The sequence below is a fragment of the Neorhizobium sp. R1-B genome (genome assembly GCF_004368875.1).
GTDB lineage: Bacteria > Pseudomonadota > Alphaproteobacteria > Rhizobiales > Rhizobiaceae > Neorhizobium > Neorhizobium huautlense.
Genome location: NZ_SOEM01000006.1, coordinates 270,874 through 296,442, shown reverse-complemented (window position 1 = coordinate 296,442; position 25,569 = coordinate 270,874). Strand labels below are relative to the sequence as shown.

27 protein-coding genes and 1 tRNA gene are annotated in these 25,569 nt (G+C 59.8%); 18 read left to right on the top strand and 10 right to left on the bottom strand.

Features of this window, described 5'->3' with window-relative positions:
* Positions 1–79: 79 nt before the first annotated feature.
* Positions 80–166, bottom strand: a tRNA-Leu gene (locus EDE05_RS11990).
* A 101-nt stretch (positions 167–267) separates the two neighbouring features.
* Complete coding sequence (locus EDE05_RS11985; protein WP_105371031.1) at positions 268–567, bottom strand: SelT/SelW/SelH family protein; 300 nt, start codon at positions 565–567, stop codon at positions 268–270.
* A 153-nt stretch (positions 568–720) separates the two neighbouring features.
* Between EDE05_RS11985 and EDE05_RS11980 the strand changes: the two genes are divergently transcribed.
* Entirely contained in the window at positions 721–1,170 is a 450-nt protein-coding gene (locus EDE05_RS11980; RefSeq protein ID WP_105371056.1) for a DoxX family protein, read from the top strand.
* A gap of 28 nt (positions 1,171–1,198) precedes the next feature.
* Here EDE05_RS11980 and EDE05_RS11975 read toward each other — a convergent pair whose 3' ends face one another.
* Positions 1,199–2,068, bottom strand: coding sequence for an NAD(P)-dependent oxidoreductase (locus EDE05_RS11975; protein ID WP_112803047.1), 870 nt, complete (start codon positions 2,066–2,068; stop codon positions 1,199–1,201).
* 136 nt (positions 2,069–2,204) lie between these two features.
* Between EDE05_RS11975 and EDE05_RS11970 the strand changes: the two genes are divergently transcribed.
* On the top strand, positions 2,205–2,690 hold the full coding sequence (locus EDE05_RS11970) for a GFA family protein (protein ID WP_112803045.1): 486 nt from the start codon (positions 2,205–2,207) through the stop codon (positions 2,688–2,690).
* Positions 2,691–2,739: 49 nt separating this feature from the next.
* On the opposite strand, the gene EDE05_RS11960 is transcribed toward EDE05_RS11970, so the two are convergent.
* From EDE05_RS11960 to EDE05_RS11950, 3 genes are read right to left on the bottom strand one after another with little or no spacing between them, the layout of a single operon-like run.
* On the bottom strand, positions 2,740–3,762 hold the full coding sequence (locus EDE05_RS11960) for a DUF3618 domain-containing protein (protein ID WP_112803041.1): 1,023 nt from the start codon (positions 3,760–3,762) through the stop codon (positions 2,740–2,742).
* Positions 3,762–4,178, bottom strand: coding sequence for a phage holin family protein (locus EDE05_RS11955; RefSeq protein WP_105371027.1), 417 nt, complete (start codon positions 4,176–4,178; stop codon positions 3,762–3,764). Before EDE05_RS11955 ends, EDE05_RS11960 begins: the two co-directional genes overlap by 1 nt.
* The gene (locus tag EDE05_RS11950) at positions 4,171–4,836 is read right to left on the bottom strand and encodes a nutrient deprivation-induced protein (protein WP_134101204.1); all 666 of its coding nucleotides are present in this window, start codon (positions 4,834–4,836) and stop codon (positions 4,171–4,173) included. The genes EDE05_RS11955 and EDE05_RS11950 overlap by 8 nt, the downstream gene beginning before the upstream one ends.
* A 254-nt stretch (positions 4,837–5,090) precedes the next feature.
* Here EDE05_RS11950 and EDE05_RS11945 point away from each other — a divergent pair, with 254 nt between their 5' ends.
* Complete coding sequence (locus tag EDE05_RS11945; protein ID WP_112803037.1) at positions 5,091–6,140, top strand: GH25 family lysozyme; 1,050 nt, start codon at positions 5,091–5,093, stop codon at positions 6,138–6,140.
* Between the two features lie 42 nt (positions 6,141–6,182).
* Here EDE05_RS11945 and EDE05_RS11940 read toward each other — a convergent pair whose 3' ends face one another.
* Positions 6,183–7,259 (bottom strand): class I SAM-dependent methyltransferase, encoded by a 1,077-nt coding sequence (locus EDE05_RS11940; protein ID WP_112803035.1) that lies wholly within the window; start codon positions 7,257–7,259, stop codon positions 6,183–6,185.
* 145 nt (positions 7,260–7,404) lie between these two features.
* Here EDE05_RS11940 and EDE05_RS11935 point away from each other — a divergent pair, with 145 nt between their 5' ends.
* A complete protein-coding gene (locus tag EDE05_RS11935) occupies positions 7,405–8,451 on the top strand; it encodes a helix-turn-helix domain-containing protein (RefSeq protein ID WP_112803033.1) in 1,047 nt (348 codons plus the stop codon).
* A gap of 78 nt (positions 8,452–8,529) precedes the next feature.
* Positions 8,530–8,844 carry a hypothetical protein gene (locus EDE05_RS11930; RefSeq protein ID WP_105371022.1) on the top strand — a complete coding sequence of 105 codons (315 nt, stop codon included), beginning with the start codon at positions 8,530–8,532 and terminating at the stop codon, positions 8,842–8,844.
* A gap of 61 nt (positions 8,845–8,905) precedes the next feature.
* On the opposite strand, the gene gcvA is transcribed toward EDE05_RS11930, so the two are convergent.
* Positions 8,906–9,847, bottom strand: coding sequence for a transcriptional regulator GcvA (gene gcvA / locus EDE05_RS11925; protein WP_105371021.1), 942 nt, complete (start codon positions 9,845–9,847; stop codon positions 8,906–8,908).
* Between the two features lie 162 nt (positions 9,848–10,009).
* On the opposite strand from gcvA, the gene speB reads away from it, so the two are divergent.
* From speB to EDE05_RS11870, 11 genes are all read left to right on the top strand, one after another.
* Positions 10,010–11,068 carry an agmatinase gene (speB, locus tag EDE05_RS11920; protein ID WP_112803031.1) on the top strand — a complete coding sequence of 353 codons (1,059 nt, stop codon included), beginning with the start codon at positions 10,010–10,012 and terminating at the stop codon, positions 11,066–11,068.
* A 74-nt stretch (positions 11,069–11,142) separates the two neighbouring features.
* Positions 11,143–12,231, top strand: coding sequence for an ABC transporter substrate-binding protein (locus EDE05_RS11915; protein WP_112803029.1), 1,089 nt, complete (start codon positions 11,143–11,145; stop codon positions 12,229–12,231).
* Positions 12,232–12,364: 133 nt separating this feature from the next.
* On the top strand, positions 12,365–13,402 hold the full coding sequence (locus EDE05_RS11910) for an ABC transporter ATP-binding protein (RefSeq protein WP_134101201.1): 1,038 nt from the start codon (positions 12,365–12,367) through the stop codon (positions 13,400–13,402).
* On the top strand, positions 13,399–14,253 hold the full coding sequence (locus EDE05_RS11905) for an ABC transporter permease (protein WP_112803025.1): 855 nt from the start codon (positions 13,399–13,401) through the stop codon (positions 14,251–14,253). The genes EDE05_RS11910 and EDE05_RS11905 overlap by 4 nt, the downstream gene beginning before the upstream one ends.
* Positions 14,250–15,044 (top strand): ABC transporter permease, encoded by a 795-nt coding sequence (locus EDE05_RS11900; protein ID WP_112803023.1) that lies wholly within the window; start codon positions 14,250–14,252, stop codon positions 15,042–15,044. The genes EDE05_RS11905 and EDE05_RS11900 overlap by 4 nt, the downstream gene beginning before the upstream one ends.
* Positions 15,041–15,808, top strand: a complete 768-nt coding sequence (locus EDE05_RS11895) for a carbon-nitrogen hydrolase family protein (protein ID WP_112803021.1) — start codon at positions 15,041–15,043, stop codon at positions 15,806–15,808. The genes EDE05_RS11900 and EDE05_RS11895 overlap by 4 nt, the downstream gene beginning before the upstream one ends.
* 116 nt (positions 15,809–15,924) lie before the next feature.
* Positions 15,925–16,224, top strand: a complete 300-nt coding sequence (locus EDE05_RS11890) for a hypothetical protein (RefSeq protein ID WP_105371014.1) — start codon at positions 15,925–15,927, stop codon at positions 16,222–16,224.
* Positions 16,225–16,359: 135 nt separating this feature from the next.
* Positions 16,360–16,740 carry a GFA family protein gene (locus EDE05_RS11885; RefSeq protein WP_105371013.1) on the top strand — a complete coding sequence of 127 codons (381 nt, stop codon included), beginning with the start codon at positions 16,360–16,362 and terminating at the stop codon, positions 16,738–16,740.
* Positions 16,741–16,778: 38 nt separating this feature from the next.
* Entirely contained in the window at positions 16,779–17,204 is a 426-nt protein-coding gene (locus EDE05_RS11880) for an HD domain-containing protein (protein ID WP_112803019.1), read from the top strand.
* A 75-nt stretch (positions 17,205–17,279) separates the two neighbouring features.
* Positions 17,280–18,059: an SDR family NAD(P)-dependent oxidoreductase gene (locus EDE05_RS11875; protein ID WP_134101198.1), complete on the top strand. Its 780-nt coding sequence runs from the start codon at positions 17,280–17,282 to the stop codon at positions 18,057–18,059.
* 132 nt (positions 18,060–18,191) lie between these two features.
* On the top strand, positions 18,192–18,743 hold the full coding sequence (locus EDE05_RS11870; protein ID WP_112803014.1) for an isochorismatase family protein: 552 nt from the start codon (positions 18,192–18,194) through the stop codon (positions 18,741–18,743).
* Here EDE05_RS11870 and EDE05_RS11865 read toward each other — a convergent pair.
* Positions 18,740–20,329, bottom strand: a complete 1,590-nt coding sequence (locus EDE05_RS11865; protein ID WP_134101195.1) for an ABC-F family ATP-binding cassette domain-containing protein — start codon at positions 20,327–20,329, stop codon at positions 18,740–18,742. The genes EDE05_RS11870 and EDE05_RS11865 overlap by 4 nt on opposite strands.
* A gap of 1,406 nt (positions 20,330–21,735) precedes the next feature.
* Positions 21,736–22,971 carry a peptidase T gene (gene pepT, locus EDE05_RS11855; protein ID WP_134101192.1) on the bottom strand — a complete coding sequence of 412 codons (1,236 nt, stop codon included), beginning with the start codon at positions 22,969–22,971 and terminating at the stop codon, positions 21,736–21,738.
* A gap of 213 nt (positions 22,972–23,184) precedes the next feature.
* Between pepT and EDE05_RS11850 the strand changes: the two genes are divergently transcribed.
* Both EDE05_RS11850 and EDE05_RS11845 read left to right on the top strand, forming a co-directional pair.
* Positions 23,185–24,195, top strand: a complete 1,011-nt coding sequence (locus EDE05_RS11850; protein WP_112803008.1) for a substrate-binding domain-containing protein — start codon at positions 23,185–23,187, stop codon at positions 24,193–24,195.
* A 41-nt stretch (positions 24,196–24,236) separates the two neighbouring features.
* A complete protein-coding gene (locus EDE05_RS11845; RefSeq protein ID WP_105371005.1) occupies positions 24,237–25,511 on the top strand; it encodes an ABC transporter substrate-binding protein in 1,275 nt (424 codons plus the stop codon).
* Positions 25,512–25,569: the final 58 nt, after the last annotated feature.

The window sequence follows — 25,569 nt, the reverse complement described above, 5'->3', positions numbered from 1 at the left end:
TCCCACACCCGAAGGGGTCGTAAAAAGTGGGACAAAAAGGGAGAAAAAGCCAAGCAAAAACAATGCTTGAAAAATGGAATGGTGCCCAGAAGAGGACTCGAACCTCCACACCCTTTCGGGTACCAGCACCTGAAGCTGGCGCGTCTACCAATTCCGCCATCTGGGCGACGGAGAGCCATGTACGGGCGTGGCTCTTCGCTGTCAACTGGCTTTTTGAAGTTTCCATGTCAGTCATGGAAAAACCTTCGCCGACGACCGATAAGACCGTCAGGCCCCGCCGCCTTCCTCCGCTGTACGATCCAGATGACCAAGGTCGCGATCGGGATCGATGACATCGCGAATACGCTGCTTCAACTCCTTCGGACCGGGGAACCCGCCATCGCGCTTGCGCTCCCAGATCAATTCATCATCGATCCGGATTTCGAAATTGCCGCCAGTTCCCGGAATAAGCGCCACCTCGCCGAGCGAGTCGGTAAAGGTCTGCAGGAGTTCCTGTGCCATCCACCCGGCCCGCAATAGCCAGTTGCATTGCGTGCAGTACAGAATGGTAATGCGCGGTTTTTTCATTGGATTCACCTTTCATGGCTTTTCAAATCAATCTCACAATATTGTCACCTATAAAAGTCAAGTTTTGAACGCGGACATCTCGACACGGACTGCTCCTCCGTCAATTTGTGGCGCGACGCATCATGTCCCATAACCAATCAAAGAGGTCCTCCCATGGCTCTCCAGTCCACGACACGCTCACGCCTTATCATTCCGGCACTTTCCCCTGTCTATACCTCCGCCCACGAGATCGTTGAAACCCTGTTGCGGGTGACCGCGGGTGTGCTGCTTGTTACGCACGGATTCGGAAAGATCACCAATCCGTTCGGCGCCGTCGGCATGGTGGAAAGCCTCGGCTTCTATCCAGGCGTCTTCTGGTCGCCGCTTCTGGCGGCGACCGAGTTCTTCGGCGGAATATTCATCGCCATCGGCCTCTTCACCCGCCCAGCATCCTTTGCGGCGATGATCGTGCTGCTGGTCACGGTCTACTTCCATGGAATCGTCCGTGCCGAGGGTCTTGCTGGCGCAGAAAAATCCATCCTCTGGGCCGCGATCTTCCTGTTCTTTGCGCTCCGCGGCGGCAACCGCCATTCCGTCGACGCCAGACTCAGCCGCACGTTCTGATCGCTCGACCAGGCTGAGCGGACTCCGCTCAGCTTTTCCCTTCCAGCGCCAGCCGCACCACGGTGCCGAGATCCGCGTCGCTATGGCCGAGCGCGGCCGCTTGCCTGAAACTTACACAAGCCGCTTCGATCACCGGTATTGCGACGCCGAGACGACCGGCAACGTCAAAGACCACATCCATATCCTTTAGCACGCCCGAGACGGGAAAGCCGACAGCTTCCGTCTGACCGAGGATGACCGGCAGCCTCGATTTCATCGCCGGGCTGGCTGCAGGGCTGCCGGACAGGATCTCGATCATCTTTTCGGCCGAAAGGCCGGCTTTGCCGCCGAGCTGGATCGCTTCCTTCATGGTCTGCCAGAGTCCCATCAACATCATGTTGTTGACGAGCTTTGCCGAAGCGCCGTCACCCAGCATGCCGACATGTAGGACCCTGTTCGACAAAACCTCGGCGATCGGCTGAAAGCGCCGAAAATCCTCATCCGCACCGCCGATATAGAAGCCGGCCGTCCCAGCAAGCAATGTCTCCGGCCCGCCGGCAATCGGCGCGTCCAGAAGCGCCGCTTGCTTTTGTTCCATCATCGCCTGATGGGTGCGCAGCACCTCGGGACTGACTGTACTCGTATCAACGATCAGTTTCCGGGCGGGACCGGCAGATGCAATCTCGTCGAGCACGGCATGCACGGCTGCCTCGTTGAGGAGGGCGAGAATGATGATGTCCGAGGCAGCCGACAGGCGGGCCAAGTCGCCTGCCGCAGCAATTCCAAGCGCGGAAGCCTTTTGTTGCGAAAGGCCGCTGCGGCTCCAGCCGGTTACGGAGAAGCCCTGCTTCGCAAGCCGCTCTGCCATGGCGCTGCCCATACGTCCCAAGCCGACGATCCCGATCCGCTCCTTTGACATCCTTTTATCCTCGTTGAATGCGGTCTTGAGGGAGTTAAAGCAGAACCGACCGTTTGCGTCTTCCTCATTTTCGTTTGCAGGCTAAGGGCACGATAATTCATGATAGGCTCACCGTGTTTCAGGGAGCAAAAGCCATATGGACGAGATCTTTGAGGGCAGTTGTTTCTGCGGCAGGATCCACTACCGCATGCGCGGACGGCCGATGGTCATCCATTGCTGCCACTGTACCGATTGCCAGCAACAGACCGGGGGCGCCTTTGCCATCAACGCGCTGATCGAGGCCGAGCGCGTCGTTATCGTTAAGGGTGAGCCGGTTGCCGTCACGATGTCGACAGACAGCGGTCATCCGCATGATATCTACCGGTGTCCTGAATGCCAGACGGCGCTCTGGAGCGATTACGGCCGTCGTCGATGGATGTTTTTCATTCGTGTTTCGACTCTGGACCGGCGAGCGGAATTCAAGCCCGACGTCCATATCTTCACCCGTTCGAAAGTGCCTTGGGTAAGGCTACCGGACGATGCTGACGTCTTCGAGGAATATTACAGTACCAAAGCGCTTTGGCCGCCGGAAAGCCTTGCACGGCGTGAGGCTGCGCGGCTCAAGGCCAGCGCAGAGCAATGAAAGGCTCCCGCTATTCCTCGGGAGCCTTTGCATGCGACGTGCAGGTTATTCAATGGGCGCGGGGATCGGCACGCCCATCGCCACTGGAGCGCCGATAGGGTTTCGCTTCCTCGACGATGCGTTCTTTGGCGACATCGTGAATGTCGGAGGCAACTGCCGCTGCCTTTTCATAGACGTCGGACGCCACCTCTTCAGCCTTGTCACGAACATCGGATGCCTTGGCGGCTATTTGTTCACGCATATCGTCGGACATTTCTCCCATCATTTCATCTTCTCGACGCGTGTTGGGTAGAGCCGCACCGATTGCCGCACCAAGCGCAAATGCCAAGGCGCCTCCAATCAACGGTTGATCCCTGAAGTGGTTCAGGATGGCGCTGTTCATATCAGAGGCTTGATCTCTTAGCGCGTCGGTTCTCGACATCGTGCCGTCCCGGACGGACCGGAAGCTCGCGGCCACGGAACCACTCGCCTGGGATGCAGTCGCACCCATGCGACGCCACGACTTGGCCACCCACCCGGATGCCTCGTCAAAGAGCCTGCCGGTTTCGTCGCGTATGTCATGGATCTGTTGGCCGGCGGCGTCGGCAAAACCGCGATAGGTCCGGCCCGCGTCATCCATGAAGTGTCCTGCTCGCCGGCCGGTTTCATCCGTCAGGGCCTTGAACCGGCTGCCGCTTTCGTCGGCAAAATGGCTGTAGCGATATTCCCCATCGATCTGCACCGGGCCGGTGCGGCGGACGGGTCCTTGGACCGGCGCGAGAGGATAGTTCTCTTCCTCGTAATCAGACTGATCCGTCTGTGCGGTTCTTGAACCTGCCGGGTTTGCCATCAGCCAGGCCATGCCGACGCCCATCAAGGCGACGGGAATAGGATTGGTCTTCACGGCATTGCCAAGATTGGCGACATATTCGCCGCCACCGCTCGACTTCGCCCAGCCCAGCGCTTCATCAAGCAACTGTCCTGGAGACATTTTGGCCTGAATGGCGTTCATCCGTTCTTCGATACGGCGGCGATCCTCATTGATCTCCCGTTCGAGCGCTTCGGCCTTGGCGTTATCAGAAATGTGAACCATCACACACGCTCCTTGATCATCTGGGCGTCCCGGCGAAGCGAGGACGAGGTACGATCCAGTTTGAGATTTTCGCCACGCAGGGTGGCAAGGCCTTTGGAAATCATCATCCATGCCGCAAGTGCGACAAGCACTCCGACAATGACGGAGGACAGCGCATCGGCGCCGGGTTCAGCCATTCCGCGGGAAACGAAAAATGCGGTTAGCCCCCTAACGAGGGCGGCCAGGAGGACGCCGACTGCGGCGATGGCGAAAATCACGCCGGCCGCGAATGCCTCTACGCCGGTCAGCGCGGACGACATCTTTGCCGAAGCTTCCGTCTTGGCCAGAGTAATTTCCTTGCGGAACAGGCCGGTGATATCGGTCACCAGGTCCCGTACCAGTTCCGGAAGGGGGCGATTGTCGAAGCTGTTAGCCATTGTGGGTGCCTCCTGTCTGATAACCCGTACCAAAATTTGTGCCCGTCCCGGTGGTGGCGGGAGAGGTGAGCGCGGATTGCGATCTGGTGACGCTCGCCTCATCGCTGCGTGAGGTCTTCGGCTGTGCGTGGCGATCTGCGGATGCAGTCAGAAAGCGGCTAGCGGCAAAACCGGCAAGCGCTGCGATCCCGAGGAAAGCTGCCGGGTTCCGGCGACCGAATTCCTCCGCCATTCCAGCGATCTCACCGATATCCTTGCCTTTGATATCATCTGCAAAGCGCTGCACGCTTGAGCCAATCTGCTTTGCGTAACGCCCGACAGCCGCTTGGTCACCTTGCTGCAGTTCGTCGCCAACCTTGCCGATGGCCGCGGCGATGCCACCGACCCGCTCAGCGGCAAAGTCCTTTTGACCGGCTGCTGCTTGCTTTGCCTTTTCAGTTGCATGGCTGATTTCAACGCGGGCAGCTGACTTGGCCCCACGCAAATCCTCCCTGGCCTTGTCCACTATTCCGGCCCCGGCGCCCTGCCGAGATTCCATCCCGGGTCCGGAGCCCTGGCCGGATTGCGGGGTCGGAATATCCCTGGCCGGATTGCCGGCGTCCGCATACGGAGATTCGGGTTGAGGACCTTTTGTGAGATTAAGGTCACGTTCTGTCATTGGTCTCTCCCAGTGTTCTAAGACAGGATCGGCGGGATACCGTCTGTGCGATGTCTACCCAACCACGCGGTTAGGAAGTTGTTCCCACCGGGCCTGACAAGCCTCTGCAGCCTTCGGTGTTTCCCCAAGCGGGAATAAGAGAGAACTCAAGGGGCGATAATTAAGATTGCATTCAGTGTTTTCCGGTAATTTTCCGTTAGGTATTCCGTCGGCAGACGGGATGAGACTCCGGTTTATGTTGCGTACGGGTTGTCATGCGTCTATCGGTCTTGCCACTTCTCATCGCTGGCTTCGCACTTGCTGGCTGCACGTCCAGCTCAGGCTCGGAAAGCGCCGCTTCGGGCGTCGCCGCCAAGGAAACAACGGGCTCGGTCGTCCGACCGGCAGCGCCGGTGCCATCGGTCGGCGTCGGCAAGACCTCTCGAGTCGGCTCTCAGGCGCCACAAGCGGAGACGCTTGCGTGGTCTACCCCGGCACCCGGACCGCAGGCCTTCGTCCGCGAAACCACGGTCGGGATGCCGCTTCCCACGGAACGACCCGTTGCCACGCTGATGCCTGAAGGCCCCGCGGTCGAACCGGCGCCGGGCCGCGGACGCATGCAGATCTACAGCCGCCGCTTTCGCGATGCCAAACCGATCAACTTCGGACGCGTCTCGCCGAAGGATTACGCCGTTCACGGCGTCGACGTATCGCGCTGGCAGGGCGATATCGACTGGACGAAACTCCGCATGCAAGGGGCGAATTTCGCCTATATCAAAGCGACCGATGGCGGCGACCATCTTGATCCGATGTTCAGGACGAATTGGCGCCGTGCCAAGGAAGCCGGCCTGAAACGCGGCGCCTACCACTTCTTCTACTGGTGCCGCACGGCGGGCGAGCAGGCGGAGTGGTTCATCCGCAACGTGCCGAGGGATCCGGACGCGCTGCCGCCGGTCATCGACGTGGAGTGGAACGGTGAATCCCGCTGCAAGCAACGTCTTGCACGAAAGCGCGTGCTGGAAAAGATGCAGGTCTTCATGGACATGCTCGAACGTCACTACGGCCAGCGCCCGATCATCTACACGGCACCCGATTTCTACGAGGACAACCTCACGGGCGAATTCCTGAACTACCCCTTCTGGCTGCGCGCCGTCGCCCAGCATCCCTCCAAGGTCTATCCGGGCCGCAAATGGGTCTTCTGGCAGTATTCCGGTTCGGGCCTGTCGCACGGCGTCGACGGCAAGATCGACCTCAATGTCTTCCATGGCAGCGTAGAGCAGTGGCACAACTGGATCTCGCCGAGAACCGCGATGGCACAAAACTAAAAGGGCGGGATCTTTCCCGCCCCCGATCTCCTTCAGGTCAAGTCAAAGCCGCGCTTCGAGGATCAGGTTGAACGGCGTTGCCATGGCCCGCCGGAAGTGGGTGAAACCCGCCTTGTAGAACAGATCCCGCAATCGCGCCTCGCCGGCCTGTGCCCCCAGCACGGTGCGGCCGCCGTCGGAAATGGCATGCGCACAGCAGATGGTTGTCGAGGCCGCGTAATAAAGGCGCGCGACGGGCGAAATATTGTCCTCCACGCGATCATTGGCAAAGGGCTCCACCAGCATGACGGTGCCGCCAGGGGCGAGCATTCGTGCAGCGTGTTTTGCAGCAGCGAGCGGGTCGCCCATGTCATGGAGGCAATCGAAGAAGCAGATCAGGTCATAACCTGCCCCAGGATAGTCTTCCGCACGCGCCTGTTCGAACGTCGCCCTGTCTGCGACGCCCGCATCGGCTGCAATCTTCCTCGCCTCGAGAACGGATTTATGGTGCGTATCAAAACCCCGGAAGCGCGATGCCGGGAAGGCTTCTGCCATCATGACCGTGGAATGGCCGTAGCCGCAACCGACATCGGCAACAGACGCCCCGGCCGTCAGTTTTTCGATGATGCCATCAAGCGAAGGCAGCCATTCAGGGACAAGGCTGGCCTTGTAGGCGTTCCGGTAGAATGAGGCGACGCCGCAGTAGAGACGGCCGTCGTGGTCTCCCCAGGGGATTCCGGATCCTGTCCGGAAGGCTTCAAGCGCCTTGTCCTCGTCCGCCCACATGGAGGCCGGCACGGCCCAGGCGCCTGCGACAAAGACCGGGCTGTCGTCGTTCGCCAGTACCAGCGCCTGTTCCGGCGTGAGTTCGAAACGATCGGTGGCGGCGTGGTAGGCGAGATAGCCGCCTGCGACCTGCGAGTTCAGCCACTCGCGCACATAGCGTTCCGCACAGGTCGTGCGGCTTGCAAGCTCCCGCGAAGTCAGCGGACCTGCACCTGCCATTGCCTTGTAAAGGCCGAGGCGGTTGCCGATGCTGATCATCACGCCTCCATAACCGGCGGAAAGATCCCCGATGGCACGGGAAACGATTGCGTCCAGCTTTGCCGGATCTATCGCAGTGCTCGTAACATAATCCATATTGCTATCTCCTTTTCATTCATCTGTTGTGATGATGACTGGAAGATCGCAGGTCAGGGGCTCGACCGGCAGAGCGGGAAACACCAAAATCGGGTCGTTTGGGCCATCTGCATGCAGCGGCACGAATCGATATGGGAGAAGGGTCATGTCGCGTGAAGCGACCGGAACGGATGTCAGGCCGATACACGTGAGCCTTGTGGCTATTCCCGACGCGGTGGTCTCGACGCTCAGCGGTGTGTTCGACGTTATGAACGCCTTTTCCGTTTTCCCGCCTCCGGGACCTGCAAGATCGCAACCTTTCGAAGTACAGATCGTCGGGCTTGAGGCGGGTCCGTTACCGCTGGCAAGTCGGGTGCCGATTACCGTGCAGCGAAGTATTGGAGAAATTGAAACCACCGAGATCATCATTGTTCCCTCCATATTGCTCGCAGCAGATGGCTGGCAGAAAGGTCGATATCCGCAGCTGGTTGCCTGGATACGCAGCATGCACGACAAGGGCGCCCTCCTGTGCTCGGCATGTTCCGGCATCTTCCTGCTGGCAGAAACAGGTCTGTTCGACGGCGCCGACGCCACCGTGCATTTCGGCTACGCCGATACCTTTGCGAAGACCTTTCCTAAGGTTCGCATCCATCCTGAACGGGTGCTGGTTGTCTCAGGCGACCGCGAGAATCTCGTTACGTCCGGCGCGTCGATGACATGGCACGACCTCGTTCTTTATCTGATTGCTCGTCATGCCGGAGCCGCAGCGGCGCAGGCTATTGCCCGCAGTTTTGCGCTTCAATGGCATCAGGATGGGCTTGCGCCCTACATCGTGTTCGAAGGGCGCAGGGACCACGGCGACACGGCCGTCAGATCGGCGCAGGATTGGATTGCTGCGCATTTCTCGGTTGCCAATCCGCTCGAAGAAATGATCCGCCATTCCGGGCTGACCGAGCGCACCTTCAAACGGCGCTTCACCAGTGCTTTAGGCATCAGCCCGCTCAGTTATGTTCAACGGCTGCGGATCGAGGAGGCCAAGCGCCGGCTGGAGCGTACGGATATGTCGGTCGACGAGATCAGCTGGCAGGTCGGATACGAAGAACCCGCCTTCTTCCGCCGCCTTTTCAAACGGGTGACCGGCCTTGCTCCGGCAGCTTACCGGAGGCGTTTTTCCATTCCTGATTTTGCCCGTTCAAGCCAGCGCTCCCGTTGAGCGACCATCTCCGATTGAAAGTTCCGGGAACAAATCGCGCGCCGAGGCATTGAAAGCCAGGCAGAAGGAGGAAGCATCATGACTTATGATCCCAATGACAGATTGAATGAACCTCGCACAACCCCCGGGGTGAACAACAATATGGAAGTTCGCCGCAGCTCCTCGTGGGTGCCGTGGGTAGCCGTGCTCGCCGTCATTCTTGTCGGCGCCTTCGTTTGGTCGCAGATGGGCAGTTCGCCCACCGATCCCCAAACCACCTCTTCAACCACGCCGCCGGCCGCCGACAACGCCTCTCCGGCCCCGGCTCCTGCAACTCCGGCTCCGCCGGCTGCCAATCCTGCTCCAGCAACACCGCCTGCCGGTGGTACTGGCGGGACCGGTACGCAGCCTTAAGCCTTCCGTTCTTCCGTGAACGAACTGAAGCCGCCCGACTTTGCCTCGGGCGGCTTCTTTTTTATGCTCTGCGCCCCCGCAGCAGCGTCCGAGCGGATGTTTGTGGCTCCGCAATCCGATCCGCTTCGAGCGAGGCAAATATCCAATCGATGAAGACGCGCACGATGGGCGTGGCACGCACTGCAGGACGGCAAGCGACATAGAAGGAATCGTTTGCTGCCACGCTCAAGTCGAAAGGAACCACGAGTTCGCCGCGGGCGATCAGATTGCTGGCGGTGATCGTGTCGCCAAGTGCAATGCCCTGTCCATGCAACGCGGCTTCCGTGGAGAAGCGGGCGTCTCCCATAAAATGCTGCTGCCGACGCGGCAGCTCGATGGCGTCCGCGGCCGAAAGCCAAGTATTCCACTCACGGCCATCCGCATCGCCGTGCAGCAAGACGTGGTCTTCGAGATCACGCATGGAGCGCAGCGGCCGGCTGTTCAGGAGCGTCGGGCTGGCGACTGGGAACAGTTGCAAATTGCTCCAGAGCCGTGTCCACGCGTCCGGCCAATTGCCGTCCCCATAGAGAATACAGACGTCCACGTCAGGTGAATGAAGCTGCGCCGGGTCATTGGAGGCGAAGATCTTCAGCCTGACGCCCGGAAATTGCTCCGTGAAGGTGTTGAGCCGCGGAACGATCCAGAAGGACAGGAGCGCCGGAACGCAGGTGATCGACAGCTCACCGCTTGTCGCAGGGCGCTTCATTTGCGCGGTGGCGGCAGCAATCTCGCCGAAGGCTTGAGTGACGGCGGGAAGCAGTAATGCGCCCTCAGATGTGAGTTTGAGCCGCTTGCCGCCGCGCTCGAACAAGGAAACGTTCAGCGACTCCTCCAGCGCTTTAATCTGGTGGCTGACCGCCCCATGAGTAACGTTTAACTCACGCGCCGCTGCCGAGACCGACCCGCTGCGGGCCGTCGCCTCGAAAGCGCGCAACGGATTGAGGGGCGGCAGCCGGCCGGTCATTTTGATCCTTATTGTGAGTTTTTCTCACACAAACCCCTAGAACAATCTCAATTGCTTTTCCAGTCTCTCCTGATTGATAATGATGAAAACGAGGGCGATTGCCCCGTGGGAACAAAAATTAGGCTGCGTCCCCCGACGCGGCAGAAAAAAGGCGAGGCATGCATGGCTTTCGACGGCAAGAAGCTCGATGAATTGCGAGCCAAATATCTCAACAGCCACGGCGGCGAGATCTTCGATGCAAAATTCAGGAAGGTCGGCGAGAAGATCTTCAACAAGGCGGGTACGCGCGTTGCTCCCTATGCCGGAATACCGACGCTGCTTGACGCTCCCTACCTGCCGGTTGATGCACAAAACCCGGATTTCGGTGATCTGCAGGTGGCCATGATCGGGATGCCGATGGACCTCGGCGTCACCAACCGGCCAGGCTCACGCTTCGGGCCGCGGGCGTTACGCACGATCGAGCGGGTCGGCCCCTATAACCACGTCCTGGAATGCGCACCGGCGCATGAACTGAAGGTCGCCGATATCGGCGACGTGCCTTTCCGCAGCCGCTACCGGTTGGAAATGAGCCACGACGACATCGAGAAGCGGATCAATCAGATTGTTGATGCCGGCGTGCTGCCGCTGTCGGTCGGCGGCGATCACTCGATCACTCATCCGATCTTGAAGGCCGTCGGCAAGAGGGCTCCGGTCGGGCTCATCCATATCGATGCCCATTGCGATACGAGCGGCCTCTTCGACGAGACGAAGTTCCACCACGGCGGTCCCTTCCGCAACGCCGTACTGGATGGCGTACTTGACCCGACGCGCACGATCCAGATCGGTATCCGCGGGGCGGCCGAATATCTGTGGGAATTCTCCTATGAGTCCGGCATGACAGTGATCCACGCGGAAGAAGTGACCGGCCTCGGTATTCAGGCGATCGTCGAGAAAGCCAAGGCGATCGTGGGCGACGGTCCGACCTATGTTTCCTTCGACATCGATAGCCTCGACCCGAGTTTTGCACCCGGTACGGGCACGCCTGAAATCGGTGGCCTCACCACCCGCGAGGCGCTCGAATTGATCCGCGGCCTGAAAGGCATCAACATTGTCGGCGGTGATGTCGTCGAGGTCGCGCCACAATATGACGCCACTCACAATACAGCGCATGCTGGCGCGCAGATGCTGTTCGAAATCCTGAGCCTGATGGTGTTCAGCCCTTCCGTGAAGGGCCGAAGCTGATTTAAAGTTCGATAGAAGAGTGGGAACAAGCCGGTCCAGGCCAAGAACCGTCCGGCAAACAAAGGAGAGACATCATGTCCGATATCTTCAACAACAAGATCGGCCGCCGTGCCGTGCTCGGCGGAGGGATCGCCGGTGCTTCCATGCTGGCCATGCCGGCCGTGCTGCGCGCTCAGGACAAGAGCCTGAAGGTCGGCGTATACGGCGGCTACTTCAAGGACTCTTTCGACAAGAACATTTTTGCCGACTTTACAAAGGCCAGCGGCATTGCTGTCGAATCCGTCGCGGAACCGACCGGCGAGGCTTGGCTGGTGCAGCTCGAGCAGGCCGCCAAAGCCGGTGCCGCACCTGCCGACGTCTCGATGATGTCGCAGGTCTCGATGCTGAAGGGCCAGTCCACCAATCTCTGGGCACCACTTGACCTCGCCAAAATTCCAAATGCGAAAAACCTGATCGACCGTTTCGTCAACAAATATCCCGACGGCAAGGTCGCAGGCATCGGTGCAGTCTCCTGGTACATCACGCTCGTGTCGAACACCGACGTGTTCAAGGAGGCACCGACATCCTGGGCCGCAATGTGGGAAAAGGACAAGGAAGACAAGCTCGGTCTGCTCGCCCTGGTATCCAACTCCTTCCTTCTCGAAGTGACTGCCAAGACCTTCATGGGCGGCACCAAGGCGCTTGACACCGAGGAAGGCATTGTCAAGGCGCTTGAGAAGCTCGCCGAGCTGAAGCCGAATGTGCGCCTGTGGTATCGCGATGAGGCGCAGTTCGAACAGGCGCTGAAATCCGGCGAAATCCCGATGGGGCAGTACTACCACGATGTCACCGGTCTTGCCGCCGCGGATGGCAATCCGGTGCGCTCCACCTTCCCGAAGGAAGGTGGCATCCAGGATTCCGGCTGCTGGGCACTCTCACGCGCATCCAAGAAAACGGAAGAAGCTCACACTTTCATCAACTACATGTGCCAGCCGGCCATCCAGGCGATCTTGTCGCGCAAGGTCGGCACTGCTCCGACCATTAAGCGCGACCTGCTCGATCTAACCGCGGAAGAATTCGCCGCCGTATCTTCCGATATCGAGCCAATCGTCCCGCGCTACGATCTGTATCAGACCAAGTCCGACTTCCTGAACCAGAAGTGGACCGAGATGATCGCGGGCTGACGGGAACCGCTTGTCTTCTGTGACGAGGGTTACGCTCAGGTTCGGGAACGGCTAACATCGGCCGCAGCCGCTTAATCCCTCCCCCTCAGGGGAGGGTCCCCCACCACTCGCCGAGCCGATTGACGAGAGCAAAATGTCCGGATTGATCCTTGAGCATGTGACGAAGCAATTCGGCACTTTCACCGCAGTCAACGACGTGAGCCTCGCGGTGGCGGACGGCAGCTTCGTCTGCCTTCTCGGCCCCTCGGGCTGCGGCAAGACCACGCTGATGCGGATGATCGCCGGCCTGGATTTGCCGACCGGCGGCTCAATCAGGCTCAGCGGCGCCGACATCACCCAGGTGCCTACCCATAGGCGCGATCTCGGCATGGTCTTCCAGTCATTGGCGCTCTTCCCCCATCTGACGGTCGGCGAAAATATCGCTTATTCGCTGCGCATCCGGGGCGCGGACAAGGACGCGCAGAAGAAGCGCGTCGACGAACTTCTGGCGATGATCCATCTGCCGGGTTTCGCCGACCGCTCGGTCAACAAACTCTCGGGCGGCCAGCGCCAGCGCGTCGCGATCGCCAGGGCGCTTGCGATCTCGCCAAAACTTTTCCTGCTCGACGAACCGCTGTCGGCGCTGGACGCCAAGCTTCGGGAAGCGATGCAGGTTGAACTGCGCCAGTTGCAGCAGCGGCTCGGCATCACCACCATCGTCGTCACCCACGACCAGCGCGAAGCGATGACAATGGCCGACACGGTCGTGGTGATGAACGGCGGCGAGATCCGGCAGGCGGCCGCGCCAGTTGATATCTACCGCCGCCCGACCGACAGCTTCGTTGCGGACTTCATCGGCCAGACCAACCTCCTGCCATTCGAAACCGACAGCACCGGCCGCGCCGCCGTGCTCGGAACATCTATCGAAGGACTGGCTCCGCTCACCGGACCGGCGAAGGGTCTGCTTTCGGTGCGCCCCGAAGACGTTCAACTGGCGCCCGCAGGCAATGGCTTGATTCCTGGGACAGTGACCTTCGTGCGCGACCTCGGAGGCACGATCGAGACATTCGTGGAAGCAGGCGGCCAGCAGGTGATTGCGGTTTCTTCGCCGCGAAACCGGCCAGCGGTTCACGTCGGTCAGACGGTCGGCATCAAGCTCGATCCAGCGACAAGCGTGGTGCTCGCCAAATGAGACGTGAACCGCCGCAACGCCTAGGCGATTACGGGCCGCTGTTCTTCCCGGCCGGCATGCTGACCCTGTTTTTCGTGGTGCCATTTGCCACGATGATCGCCGTTTCATTTTTCCAACGCCAACAAGGCGGCTTTTATACGCCGGCCTTCGTGCTCGACAACTATGCGAGGTTCCTGAGCCTCTTCTTCGGCAAAGTCCTCGGCTTTTCCCTGTTTCTCGCCGTCGCGGTCGCCATTGCCTGCGTGGTCGTTGGGGTACCCTTCACCTATCTGCTCGCTCGCTCCTCACGCAAGACGCAGATCGCCTGGCTGGTCGCGCTGCTCTCCATCCTTTCCCTTTCAGAGGTGATGATCGGTTTTGCCTGGTCGACGCTTTTTTCGCGCACCGCCGGCATCACCAATCTCTTCGTCTGGCTGGGATTGATGAGCCAAGCCCAGGCCCTGACGCCAAGCTTCGGGGCGGTCATGACTGCCATGTCCTACCAGGCGTTCCCCTACACTGTCCTCGTCCTTTATCCAGCCCTGGTCCGGCTTGATCCGACGCTCTCGGAAGCTGCGCGTACGCTTGGCGCTTCGCCGGCAAAGGCCTTCTTCACCGTTGTTGTGCCAGCCTTGCGCAACACCATCCTCGCAACGCTGATCATGGTCTTCATCTTCGCGCTTGGCTCCTATCTGCTGCCGCAACTTTTGGGGCGGCCGCAACATTGGACACTGTCGGTTCTCATTACCGACCAGGCAATCTATCAGTCGAACATGCCGTTCGCTGCCGCAATGGCAGTTTTCCTGGTGCTGGTGTCGCTCGCACTGGTCGGCCTTGCAGTTTATGCCGGACGGCAGAAGGAGGCGAAATGACAGCGCTGCGCCGCCTGCTGTTCTTCGTCGTCGGTCTGTTTTTGGCCTTGCCTCTGATCGTCGTTGCCGGCGTTTCCATCAATCAGCGGCAGACGCTTGCTTTCCCGCCTCAAGGCTTTTCGCTCTCCTGGTACGGCCAGATCTTTACCAATCCAGAATGGCGCAACGCCCTGGTCGCCTCGCTGACGCTGGCGGCCACATCAGCCCTGCTGGCACTGCTGATCGCCCTGCCGCTCGCCTGGTTCCTGTGGCGCCGCCTGGCGCCCTGGGCCAATATCTTCCAGCTTCTTGGGGTCGCCCCCTTTACGCTACCACCCGTCATCACGGCGCTTGGTCTCCTTACCTTCTGGGCGACAACCGGCTTTTATGGTCAGTCCTGGACTGCGGTCATCAGTCACGGGATTTTCTTCATCACTCTGCCGCTTGTGACACTGTCCCTCGGCTTTTCAGCCATCGATCGCTCTCTGGTCGAGGCGGCAGCGACAATGGGCGCCGACGATCGGACGATTTTCCGTACTATCGTTCTGCCGCTCATCCTGCCGTATATCGTCTCCGGTTACGCCTTCGCCTTCGTGCTGTCGCTCAACGAATATATCGTGGCCTACATGACGATCGGCTTCACCATGGAAACGCTGCCCATCAAGATTTTCAACGCGTTGCGCTATGGATATACGCCGACCATGGCTTCGGTGACGGTGCTGTTCCTGGTCATTGCGGCGGTCATTTTCGGTCTGGTGGCACGGTTCGGTGACCTACCGAAACTGCTCGGTGCTCTCTCGGAGGACAAATGAAAATCGCCGGCTTTCAGATGGAGCCGGTCGTCGGCGATATCGACGCGAACCTCGACAAAATTGCAGGTGCCGCGGCAAAAGCTGCGCAAGAAGATGCCAGGCTGCTTATCGCTCCGGAACTGGCATTGACAGGTTACGGTGCCGCTGAAGCATTTCCCGGCCTCGCCGCGCCCGCCCACGGACCGGTGACGGATAAACTGTCGGAGATTGCCGCCCTGCATGGGATTGCCATCCTTTCGGGCTTTGCGGAGAAGGCGTTTGAAAATACCTTCAACAGTGCCTTCTTTACCGACGGCAAGGGACAGACGGCGGTCTACCGCAAATCCAAGCTATACGGATCCTATGAACGGAAATGGTTCCGTCAGGAAGACCCGCGCGAAGTTCTGGCGGATGTCGGCGGCATCCGGATCGGGTTCCTGATCTGCTACGACGTGGAATTCCCCGAAAACGTGCGTCGTCTCGCCAAGGCGGGCGCCGATCTTGTCGCTGTACCGACGGCGCTGCCGGCCGGTTCGTCGGGGGATTTTATCACCGAACACATGATTAAGGTGCGCGCTTTCGAAAACCAGGTTTTCGTGGCCTACATCAATCATTGCGGTTCCGATCCGCTCTTTTCCTACGCTGGCCTGTCGTGCATCGCCGCGCCGGACGGCAAGCTGCTGGGGCGAGCATCGATCACCGACGAGGCATTGATCTTTGCTGATATAGACCCTTCGGTCTATGCTCGCTCGCGAGCGGAAAACACGTACCTTGCCGATCTGTGATCACGGCCGCTCGCATCAGTCCCGCCTACTCGTGCCACTTCTGGATGGAACGGTTTACTTTTTCGTCAGTTAGCTAAGCGTCATCAGTGGCGGGTAGGGACTAACGGAGAAAGACCATGCTCAAGATTATCTCGATATCTCTTCTGTCACTTGGACTCGCGACGAGCGCCTTTGCTCAAAGCAGCGGCGGCGGCAATGCGCAGGATCAGCCTGGGGACCCTTTGAATAAGGTCAACCCGGGTGCGACACATGCGCCACAAGCCACCGACGATATGACCACCCATAGCACGCGCACCAACTGTGCGCCCAATCTGCAAACGAAGAGCACCTCGAACATGCCGGACAAGACCGGTAATACCAACGTCACGGCAGGTGAGGCTGGTGCCAATACAAGCGGCCAGTCGTCGGATTGCTGAGGTGTTGACTGATAGACGAAAAGGTCGGCGTGAGCCGGCCTTTTTTGATGGCCGGCACAAGCGTCCGTCGGGCTTTCCATTGTTGGGTTCCCGCCCTACCTGCATTCGTCGGACGAACGGATAAGGAGGAAGCCGATGATAGTCCGGTCAGGCAGCTGCCTCTGCGGCAAGGTGACATACAGCGTGAGGGACGCTCCTCTTCGCATCGGGCTTTGCCACTGCGTCGACTGCCGCAAGGAAAGCGGCTCCAGCTTCGTTACCTTCGGCCTCTGGCCGCGTAACGCCTTCAAAAGCTCGGGCGATGTGCGATATTTCCGCGGCCGCGGTTTCTGTCCGGATTGCGGTTCCCGTGTCTTTAACGAGAGCGACGGAGACGCGGTGGAGATCCGTGTAGGGTCGCTCGACATGGCGCCTTCCGATCTCGAACCGACCTACGAAATTTGGGTGAAGCGTCGGGAAAATTGGTTGCGTGCGCTTCCGATCGCTCAATACGAGCAAGATCGAGACAGAGAGTAGCGGGACGCCTCGCTGGCACTCCATCAAAGGGATTTTTCATGCCGCAGAGGGATTTGCTTGCAAGAGCGATCGCGATCGCCGTTGACGCACATGAAGGGCAATCGTCCAAGACGGGGGGCCCGTTCATCGAACATGTGCGACGGGTAGCCGAACAGGTTTCCGGAAGCAACGCAAAGCTTGTCGCCTGGCTGCACGATGTCGTCGAGAAAGGACCGGGCTGGTCATTGGATCGCCTGCGCCAGGAGGGTTTTCCTGAACAGATCGTCGCGGCGGTGGATGCGTTGAGCAAGCGCGACGGCGAGGACTATTTCGAATTCGTCCGGCGTTCCATCTCCAATTCGCTCGCAAGGCCTGTCAAACGTGCGGATCTCGCCGATAATCTGGCCCAGGCAAAACAAATGGGGGGAGATATATCCAAATATGTCGAGGGCCTGCGCATTCTTGACGAGCAATATCCACGATGAGCGGCGGAACCTTGGGCCACCTCTCTCGTTCGTCTCCGCGAAGCACGCGCTGGCATCGACCGACAGGATGGGCACATGGAATTTCGATCTGAAGTGGCTCTGGTGACAGGCGCGGGTTCGGGCATCGGTAAAGCAGCAGCGATCAAGCTTGCAGCCGAGGGAGCCAAAGTCGGCGTGCTGGGGCATACGAAAGAAGAAATCGACAGGACCGTCGATGACATAAGAAATGCAGGCGGCGAGGCTGTCAGCCTGGAAGCGGATGTGTCGGACGAATCTCAGATGCGCGAAGCGGTAGACCGGCTGGCGAAGACTTTTGGGCGCATCGATGTTGTAGTCGCAAATGCGGGAATCAACGGCGTTTGGGCTCCGATCGACGACCTGAAACCGCAAGAATTTGACAAGACGATCGCGATCAACCTGCGCGGCACCTATCTGACGTTTCACACCGCGGTACCGTATCTGAAAAGACAGGGCGGCTCTGTGATCGTCGTCTCTTCGATCAACGGCAATCGCACCTTCAATACACCAGGCGCCACGGCCTATGTCGCGACCAAGGCGGCACAGGTGGCCATGGTGCAGCAACTCGCCCTCGAGCTCGGCAAGCATAAAATTCGGGTCAATGCAGTTTGCCCCGGGGCAATCGCTACCAACATCAATGAGAACACCACCGTACGCAGCGAAAAGGATACGGCGGTGCCGGTCAAATTCCCGAAGGGTGATATTCCGATAACCGGCGGCAAGGCAGGAGAAAGCGAAGACGTGGCCGAAGTCATCCTGTTCCTGGCGTCCAGCCGTTCGCGGCATGTCACAGGCGTACCTATTTTCGTTGATGGCGGGCAAGGCCTGCTGAGATAGTCACGCGGCATTGAATGCGGCCACCAGGTTGTCTCGAGGTGCTGCCCTGGGACGGTGGCGACGCCATCGCTCTTGAAACTCCCGTTGCAGGCAAACTAGTATCAACCGATATGAGGCTGCGAAGGTACTGCTATGCCGATCAAACCGAAATCCGGAAAGGCTCCGATCATCGTCATCGATCTTCAGACTGGCATGTTTGACGGCGTTGTCGATCCACCTCTCCATGAGGCTGACCGTCTGGTCGAACGGGCGAGAGCCATCTTGGATTGGGCTCGCCGGCAGGGTCGAAGGATCGCTTTCATCCGCCATGATGGGCCAACAGGCGACGCGCTGGCGCCCGGCGAGCCAGGTTGGCCCATCTGGCCCGCGCTTGGCCAGGCCGACGACGAGCCGACCTTCTCGAAAAGCGTTGGCGATGCCTTCAGCAATCCAGATCTCCGCCGCTGGATCGAGGAACAGAGCGCGCCCGAAGTGGTGTTGCTTGGAGCGCAGACGGATTTTTGCGTCGCGGCAACGGTGAAAGGCGCCCTGTCAAACGGTTTCAGGGTCACGGTCATTTCGGATGCGCACAGTACGCTCGACCAGCCGGACGAGGCGGCATCGGCAATCATCAACCGCTACAATGCACAGTTCACCGAGGCCGGCGTCAATCTGGTGACGACCGCCAGCTTCACTGAAATCTAAAGCCCCATACCGAGTGCGAGCCGACGGGTAACACCGATCTCATTCAGAAACATTTCATCATGGCTGACCACCAGAAGCGCGCCATCATAGACGCGCAATCCGGCTTCCACCGCAGCGATGGAATCGATGTCAAGGTGATTGGTCGGCTCATCGAGGACGAGCAGCGATGGCGGCTCCAATCCACCGAGCACGCAGGCAAGGCCTGCACGCAGCACCTGCCCACCCGACAACGAGCCGACAACCTGTAAGGCAGCGTCGGCGCGAAACATGAAGCGCGCCAGCGCCGCCCGGCAGGCGTTTTCATCCGCGCTAGGATTGAGCCGCCTGAAATTGTCTCGGACCGTCGATGTGGGATCCAGGAGGCTTACCTGTTGGTCGAGCATGGCGGTCTTCACCATTACCTTTATTGTGCCCGAAAACGGGTGCAATCGGCCGGCAAGGAGCGACAATACCGTGGTCTTGCCCGATCCATTCGGGCCTGTTACGGCGATGCGCTCCGGCCCGATGATTTCGAAGGAGAGGTTGCTCAGGACCGGAACGTCCGGAGCGTAACCCGCGGTGACGTTCTCCATCCTCAGCACAGTCTTGTTCCCCGGTAGGCCAGTCGGCGAAAACGTGACCAGAAGCGGCTGGAAAATCTCGATTTTTTCCCGCGCCAAGGAAATATCCCGGATTGCCTGACCCCGGCGGCGCTCGGCAAGCCGGGCATTCTCACCGCTGGTGTTTTCCGCCTTGCGTTTTAGGCCGCCCGCCGCGATGCGCGGCATGTCTCCCCTCGCCGCCTTCTTTTTTCCAACGCTGTCGCGTCGCGCCTTGCGCTCCGTCGTTTCCTGAACGGTGCGGTTGACCTCTGCCATTCGCTTTTCGGCATCTGCAAGATCATGTTCGGCGGTCGCCAGCTCCAATGTCTTCCGCTCCCGGTAATGGCTCCAGTTGCCGCCGTAGCGAGTGGCGCCGAGCCACGTCAGCTCGAAGATCGCATCGACGGTCTCGAGCAGTTTGCGGTCGTGGCTGACGATGATCGCCCCATCTCTCCACTGGCAGAGAAAATCGATCACAGCCCGCCTGCCGTCACGGTCAAGATTGTTGGTCGGTTCATCGAGGATGAGGAAATCCGGTTCGGCGAAGATCAGCGCCGCAAGCCCGGCGCGGGTGCGCTCGCCGCCCGAGAGGGTCTGGAGCGGCGTTTGCGCATTTGCGTCCAGCCCGGCGCGCGCCAATGCCTCCGCCATACGCGCTTCCAGCATCCAGTCGGCCCGGGCGAGTTCGTCTGCCGTCGCCTCGCCGCGTTCGGCCCGGGCGAGGAGGCAGAGTGCGGCACGTGTGCCGAACAGATCGGCGATCGTCTCAAGGGGTCCGACCTGTACGCTCTGATGTAACATGGCGAATGTGCCGGAAATGGACACTGCGCCGGAAGCGGGCGAAAGCTCGCCCGTGATAAGCTTCAGGAGTGTCGTCTTGCCGACGCCGTTACGACCGACAAGCCCGGCCCGTTCTATTCCGAAGCTGAGGTTCAGGTTTGAGAAAAGCGGCCGACCGTCAGGCGTGGACCACGAAAGATTGGACAGAGTGATGGAAGCAGGCATGGACAGACCTCCGGATTGCAAGGCGAAGCGGCATTGCGATCGGATTGATATCCATGGTTGACCATCCTGTCGGTGTTGCGGATGGTTGGAAGCTAGGTCGGAAATGCGGCTGGTTCAAGGTGGATGAAGGCACGCAACGGCCTTCCATTCCCGCCGCCGGTCGTCTTCGCCGAAGCTTAAACCGGTTTGCTACAAGGAAAAGTTCGGCAGCGGCGGGAGGCGCTAAGGACGAAAGTCCTATGATGGGCCTCGGCGTTCAGACCGAAGTCCCATACGGGGAACCCTCTTCGGAGTTGTGGTGTTTAGGCTGCAAGTACGCGAAGCCCACTCTCAGCGCCACATTGCATCGGCTTCGCCCATAGTGGCGCATGAAAACTGGGGAACCCGTCGCCTTGCGCGGCGGGTTTCCTCATCGTGCCGTCGCATCAGCGGCCCGCTGGCAAGTCAACTTGCATGTCTCCGACAAGTGGCTCGTCATTGGCGTCGTCATTGAGTGCGGAAATGCTCAACACGCATGCGACGAGCCCGGCGACAAGTAGCAACCCATAAGGCATCGGTGTTTCTCCTGTGCCCCCGGGACCGAGTACACGCGGGAAAACCTAACGTTTCGGCAAGGAACGTGGTTAACGGGCCGATAAAGGAGCCGTTCTGGCACACATGGCGCTTGGCTCGTACGTCGTCTTTACTCTCAGTCCATGTTGGAGGCGAGGAGGTCGCCAGATGTGGCGGCCTCCTGGTCGGCTCGTTAATTCGAAGGAGCCGGCGTAGCCGGTGCTGGACTTGCTGGCGGGGTCGTCCCCGTCGAGGCTGGAGGTGTTGCTGGAGCGGTAGCTGTTCCGGCAGGCTCCTGGGATCCTGGCATGAACATCATCACGGCTATGATGATGACTATGACTGCAACGATACCGATTATCACGTTTCTATTCATGAATGCTCCTCCGTAAGCCTTTAGTGGCTCCCGGTGAGTTAGATCGGACTGCGCATTTGTCCACCCGCCGCCTTATTGCAGCGGCCTTTTCATTCTCGCGATTGGATCTAGCCTCCATCTCGGCCGAGATACCCAATGCCAGATAAGCAGGAGGACGCCATGCCGCGGCGCCCCCGCAACCTGATGTCGGGGGCAGATCAATATTTGCTTCGGGCGTGGCGTGGGATGCAAGCGATCAATAAAAAAAGAGGACCGAAGCGATTTTCGCCTCGGTCCTCGTTGGCCCCCGCCATGTGTTGCGCCTCTTATCGCCGGAATGTGACTATGCGGCAATCCCGGGTTTTCACCTGCGCCAAACGATACGTGGAATCCCCTATGCCGTTCTCGTTCGTGCCACATAGCGCAAACCCTTTTTGCAACTGCCTTGTTCTCAGTCGCGACCAAGCCGGCGAGGTCAGCGGTCCACCGCTACCGCGTCTTAAGCTCGCTCTTCCCAGAGCTTGGCAAGCTCGACGACGGTCTTCACCGCCTTTTCCATGTCCTGGCTGCTGACGAATTCGAGCGGCGAATGGAAGGCGTGACCGCCGGCGAAGATGTTCGGACAGGGAAGCCCCATGAAGGAGAGCCGCGAACCGTCCGTGCCACCGCGGATGCTGCCGCGCACCGGCTCCATCCCGGCCCGGCGGATCGCTTCGACCGCATAGTCCACGATCTCGGGATGCCTGTCGAGGACGGCCTTCATGTTGCGATACTGCTCCTTCACCGTAAAGGTGAAGTTCGAACCCGGATAACCGGCCAGCACCTCCCTGGTGATCTTTTCGAGCAGCGCTTCCTTGGTCTTGAGGCCTTGCTCCGTGAAATCCCGAATGATGAAACTCAAATTCGCCTTTTCCATCACGCCGGAAATGCCGGTCGGATGGATGAAGCCGTCGCGGTCCCTAGTGGTCTCCGGCGCCAGGTCCTTCGGCAGACGGTCGATGATTGCGCCGGCGATGCGGATGGCATTCTCCATCTTGCCATAGGCAAATCCCGGATGGATCGCGACCCCCCTGATGTCAATCTCGACTGCATCGGCGGAAAAGGTCTCGTCTTCGATCGTCCCGGCAGTTTCGCCATCGAGCGTATAGCCGAAATCGGCGCCGAGCTTCGCCAGGTCCACCTTGTCGACACCGCGGCCGATCTCCTCGTCGGTGGTGAAGAGGATACGGATCGCGCCGTGCTTAATGTCGGGATTGTTGATCAGGAACTCGGCGGCCGACATGATCTCCGCAATACCGGCCTTGTCGTCGGCACCCAGAAGCGTCGTACCGTCGGACGTGACGATGTCATGGCCGATCAGATCCTTCAGCACCGGGTGTTCAGAAACCTTGATGACCTGGGTTTTGTCGCCGACAAGCTGGATATCGCCGCCCTGATAGTTTTTGACAATCTGCGGCTTAACACCGGTGCCGGAAAAATCCGGTGCCGTGTCCATATGGGCGGTGAAGCAGACGACGGGCACATTGTTCTTTGTGGTGGTCGCCGGGATCGTCCCGTAGACATAGCCGTGTTCATCGAGATGCGCGTCACTCACCCCGATCGCCAGCAGTTCCTCAACCAGCAATCTGCCGAGGTCCTTCTGCTTCATGGTGGAAGGCTGGGTCGGCGACTTGGCATCCGACTGGGTATCGATGACGACGTAACGGAGAAAACGATCGGTAACGCTATCGGCCATGGCTGAAAATCCAATCCTAGCAAAACAGAAGGATTGAGTTTTAGCGGGCGGAGTCGGTCAGGTGAATGGGCGCCGCGCCGATTTTTCTCGTATTGTTCCCACCCCCTGTCCGACCAATCATCTTCCCCGCACCATTCCCCTCAGTCCAAAACGTTTTGGCTTGACTCCCAAAACGTTTTGGAGAATTGTCTTCGTCATTCTGGGAGTGAGAAGTTGGCCAACTTAAAGCAGCTTGCGCAGTCGCTCGGATTGTCGATCACCACCGTTTCCCGCGCACTCGACGGTTATGCAGATGTTTCCGCCGCGACCCGTGAGCGCGTCCGCGATGCTGCAGAAAAGGCGGGGTATCGGCCGAATGCTTCTGCCCGCAGACTTCGCCGGCAACGCGCCGAACTGGTGGCGGTTACGCTTCCGAGCGACCCCGGCCATATCGGCCCGCCTCACTTCCTCGATATGCTCTCGGGCTGTGCCGAACATCTCGCTGCCGCCGGCCTCAACCTGGTCATCGCGCCCGTTCCGCGCGGCGAAAGCGAACTCGAAATTTGCCGCCGTTTCGTCGACGGACGGCGCGTCGATGCCATGTTGCTCGTCCGCACCAAGCGTAAGGACGAGCGCGTGGAATTCCTGCAGTCCCGCGGCATTCCTTTCGTCACCAACGGCCGCACCGAAAGCCCGGTGCCTCATCCCTATATCGATGGCGACGGATTTGCGGGCTTCCATGCCGCGACACTGCGGTTCCACGCAGACGGCCATCAACGGATCGGCCATATCGCGGGTCCTCAGGAGTATTATTTTGCGCATGTGCGCCGTATGGGTTGGCAAGCCGCGATGCAGAAGGTCGGCCTTCAGGCCAGTCTTTGCTGCGAAGGTCCGCCAACAGAACAAGGCGGATATCTTGCAGCACTCAAGCTCCTGAGCGAGCCTTCCCGCCCCACCGCGCTTATTTGCGCCACCGACGAGATGGCGATCGGCGCGCTCCGTGCGCTCCGTGAGGTCGATGGCGGAAATCAGATCGCTATCATCGGTCACGACGACCTTTCAATGGACGCCTTTACCAGTCCACCGCTCTCGACCATGCGCATGACTGGAGGGAACCTCGGCGCGAGCTTCGCTTCCTTGCTGCTTCGCGCCATTGCCGGGGAACCGGCAGAGGATCTCCAGGAACTTCACCCGATCGAGTTTGTCGACCGCGACAGTCACCGCCGCCCACCGATTGCAGCATAAGCAGCAGCACAGCTTACAGTAAGAAACTGGAGGAGGAGAATATGAAACGTATCGTATCATTTGGAATTCTGGCTTCCACCGTGCTGGCTTTCGCCTCACCGGTGCTTGCCCAGACGATTTTCGTGTCGACCCAGCTTCGCCCGATCGAAGAGGCGACCGTCGTTCGCGAGGAGCTTTTGCAAGACGTTGGCGACGTCGATTATGTGGTGGAAGAACCGCCACAATTTGCGGTGCGAATGGAGGCAGAGCGTCAGGCCGGGAAACATACCGTGAGCCTCGTCGGCGCCTTGCATGGAGAGCTTTCGCCGCTCGCCGACAAGAACGCACTGGAGCCCCTCGACGATCTGGCAAAAAAGCTTGCCGCTGGCGGCATGCCGCAGGCGGTCCTTGATCTCGGCAAGCTTGGAAAACCAAACCAGCAATATATCCCGTGGATGCAGGCGACCTATGTGATGGCTGCCCGCAAGGAAGCACTTCAATATCTGCCGGCCGGCACGGACGTAAACGCGCTGAGTTACGACCAGCTGATCGAGTGGGGCAAGAAGCTGCAGGAGGCCACTGGCCAGCCGCAGATTGGCTTTCCCGCAGGACCAAAAGGCCTGATGGCCCGCTACTTCCAGGGTTATTTCTATCCGTCCTTCACCGGCGGTGTGGTGCGTACCTTTCAGGGCGCCGAGGCGGCGGCCGGCTGGGAAAAACTGAAGGCCCTCTGGGCCTTCGTAACCCCCAATTCGACCAACTACGACTTCATGCAGGAGCCGCTGGCTGCCGGCGAAGTCATGGTCGCCTGGGATCATATCGCGCGGCTGAAGAACGCCATTTCCGCTTCGCCTGATGACTATGTCGTGTTTCCGGCGCCCTCTGGGCCAAAGGGGCGGGGTTATATGCCGGTTGTCGCGGGGCTTGCAATTCCCAAAGGCTCACCGGACAAGGCTGGGGCAACAAAGGTCATCGAGCATCTCACGACGCCCGATGTGCAGCTCCTGACTGCTTCACGAGTGGGCTTCTTTCCGACACTGAACGTCAAGCTGCCGGAAGACCTTGATCCCGGCGTGGCCCTGCTTGCAGGAGCGGTGACGGCCACGCAGACATCCAAGGACGCCTTGATCTCGCTGCTTCCCGTCGGGCTCGGCGACAAGGGCGGCGAGTTCAACAAGGTCTACATGGACGCGTTCCAGCGCATCATCCTCCGCAACGAGCCGGTGGGCGACGTTTTGAAGGCCCAGGCCGCGACGCTTACCAAGCTGATGGCCGACACGAAGGCTCCCTGCTGGGCACCAGATGCCAAAAGCGACGGTCCCTGCCCCGTCCAATAGTGCCTTTCAAGGCCGAACTGGCGGCCGGGCGCAAATGCCCGGGCGCTCACCCTGAAAC

Bases quoted from the DNA above. Each gene is read 5' to 3' on its own strand.
- EDE05_RS11985 (WP_105371031.1), bottom strand. From the start codon at position 567: ATGAAAAAACCGCGCATTACCATTCTGTACTGCACGCAATGCAACTGG.
- EDE05_RS11980 (WP_105371056.1), top strand. From the start codon at position 721: ATGGCTCTCCAGTCCACGACACGCTCACGCCTTATCATTCCGGCACTT.
- EDE05_RS11975 (WP_112803047.1), bottom strand. From the start codon at position 2,068: ATGTCAAAGGAGCGGATCGGGATCGTCGGCTTGGGACGTATGGGCAGC.
- EDE05_RS11970 (WP_112803045.1), top strand. From the start codon at position 2,205: ATGGACGAGATCTTTGAGGGCAGTTGTTTCTGCGGCAGGATCCACTAC.
- EDE05_RS11960 (WP_112803041.1), bottom strand. From the start codon at position 3,762: ATGGTTCACATTTCTGATAACGCCAAGGCCGAAGCGCTCGAACGGGAG.
- EDE05_RS11955 (WP_105371027.1), bottom strand. From the start codon at position 4,178: ATGGCTAACAGCTTCGACAATCGCCCCCTTCCGGAACTGGTACGGGAC.
- EDE05_RS11950 (WP_134101204.1), bottom strand. From the start codon at position 4,836: ATGACAGAACGTGACCTTAATCTCACAAAAGGTCCTCAACCCGAATCT.
- EDE05_RS11945 (WP_112803037.1), top strand. From the start codon at position 5,091: ATGCGTCTATCGGTCTTGCCACTTCTCATCGCTGGCTTCGCACTTGCT.
- EDE05_RS11940 (WP_112803035.1), bottom strand. From the start codon at position 7,259: ATGGATTATGTTACGAGCACTGCGATAGATCCGGCAAAGCTGGACGCA.
- EDE05_RS11935 (WP_112803033.1), top strand. From the start codon at position 7,405: ATGTCGCGTGAAGCGACCGGAACGGATGTCAGGCCGATACACGTGAGC.
- EDE05_RS11930 (WP_105371022.1), top strand. From the start codon at position 8,530: ATGACTTATGATCCCAATGACAGATTGAATGAACCTCGCACAACCCCC.
- gcvA (WP_105371021.1), bottom strand. From the start codon at position 9,847: ATGACCGGCCGGCTGCCGCCCCTCAATCCGTTGCGCGCTTTCGAGGCG.
- speB (WP_112803031.1), top strand. From the start codon at position 10,010: ATGGCTTTCGACGGCAAGAAGCTCGATGAATTGCGAGCCAAATATCTC.
- EDE05_RS11915 (WP_112803029.1), top strand. From the start codon at position 11,143: ATGTCCGATATCTTCAACAACAAGATCGGCCGCCGTGCCGTGCTCGGC.
- EDE05_RS11910 (WP_134101201.1), top strand. From the start codon at position 12,365: ATGTCCGGATTGATCCTTGAGCATGTGACGAAGCAATTCGGCACTTTC.
- EDE05_RS11905 (WP_112803025.1), top strand. From the start codon at position 13,399: ATGAGACGTGAACCGCCGCAACGCCTAGGCGATTACGGGCCGCTGTTC.
- EDE05_RS11900 (WP_112803023.1), top strand. From the start codon at position 14,250: ATGACAGCGCTGCGCCGCCTGCTGTTCTTCGTCGTCGGTCTGTTTTTG.
- EDE05_RS11895 (WP_112803021.1), top strand. From the start codon at position 15,041: ATGAAAATCGCCGGCTTTCAGATGGAGCCGGTCGTCGGCGATATCGAC.
- EDE05_RS11890 (WP_105371014.1), top strand. From the start codon at position 15,925: ATGCTCAAGATTATCTCGATATCTCTTCTGTCACTTGGACTCGCGACG.
- EDE05_RS11885 (WP_105371013.1), top strand. From the start codon at position 16,360: ATGATAGTCCGGTCAGGCAGCTGCCTCTGCGGCAAGGTGACATACAGC.
- EDE05_RS11880 (WP_112803019.1), top strand. From the start codon at position 16,779: ATGCCGCAGAGGGATTTGCTTGCAAGAGCGATCGCGATCGCCGTTGAC.
- EDE05_RS11875 (WP_134101198.1), top strand. From the start codon at position 17,280: ATGGAATTTCGATCTGAAGTGGCTCTGGTGACAGGCGCGGGTTCGGGC.
- EDE05_RS11870 (WP_112803014.1), top strand. From the start codon at position 18,192: ATGCCGATCAAACCGAAATCCGGAAAGGCTCCGATCATCGTCATCGAT.
- EDE05_RS11865 (WP_134101195.1), bottom strand. From the start codon at position 20,329: ATGCCTGCTTCCATCACTCTGTCCAATCTTTCGTGGTCCACGCCTGAC.
- pepT (WP_134101192.1), bottom strand. From the start codon at position 22,971: ATGGCCGATAGCGTTACCGATCGTTTTCTCCGTTACGTCGTCATCGAT.
- EDE05_RS11845 (WP_105371005.1), top strand. From the start codon at position 24,237: ATGAAACGTATCGTATCATTTGGAATTCTGGCTTCCACCGTGCTGGCT.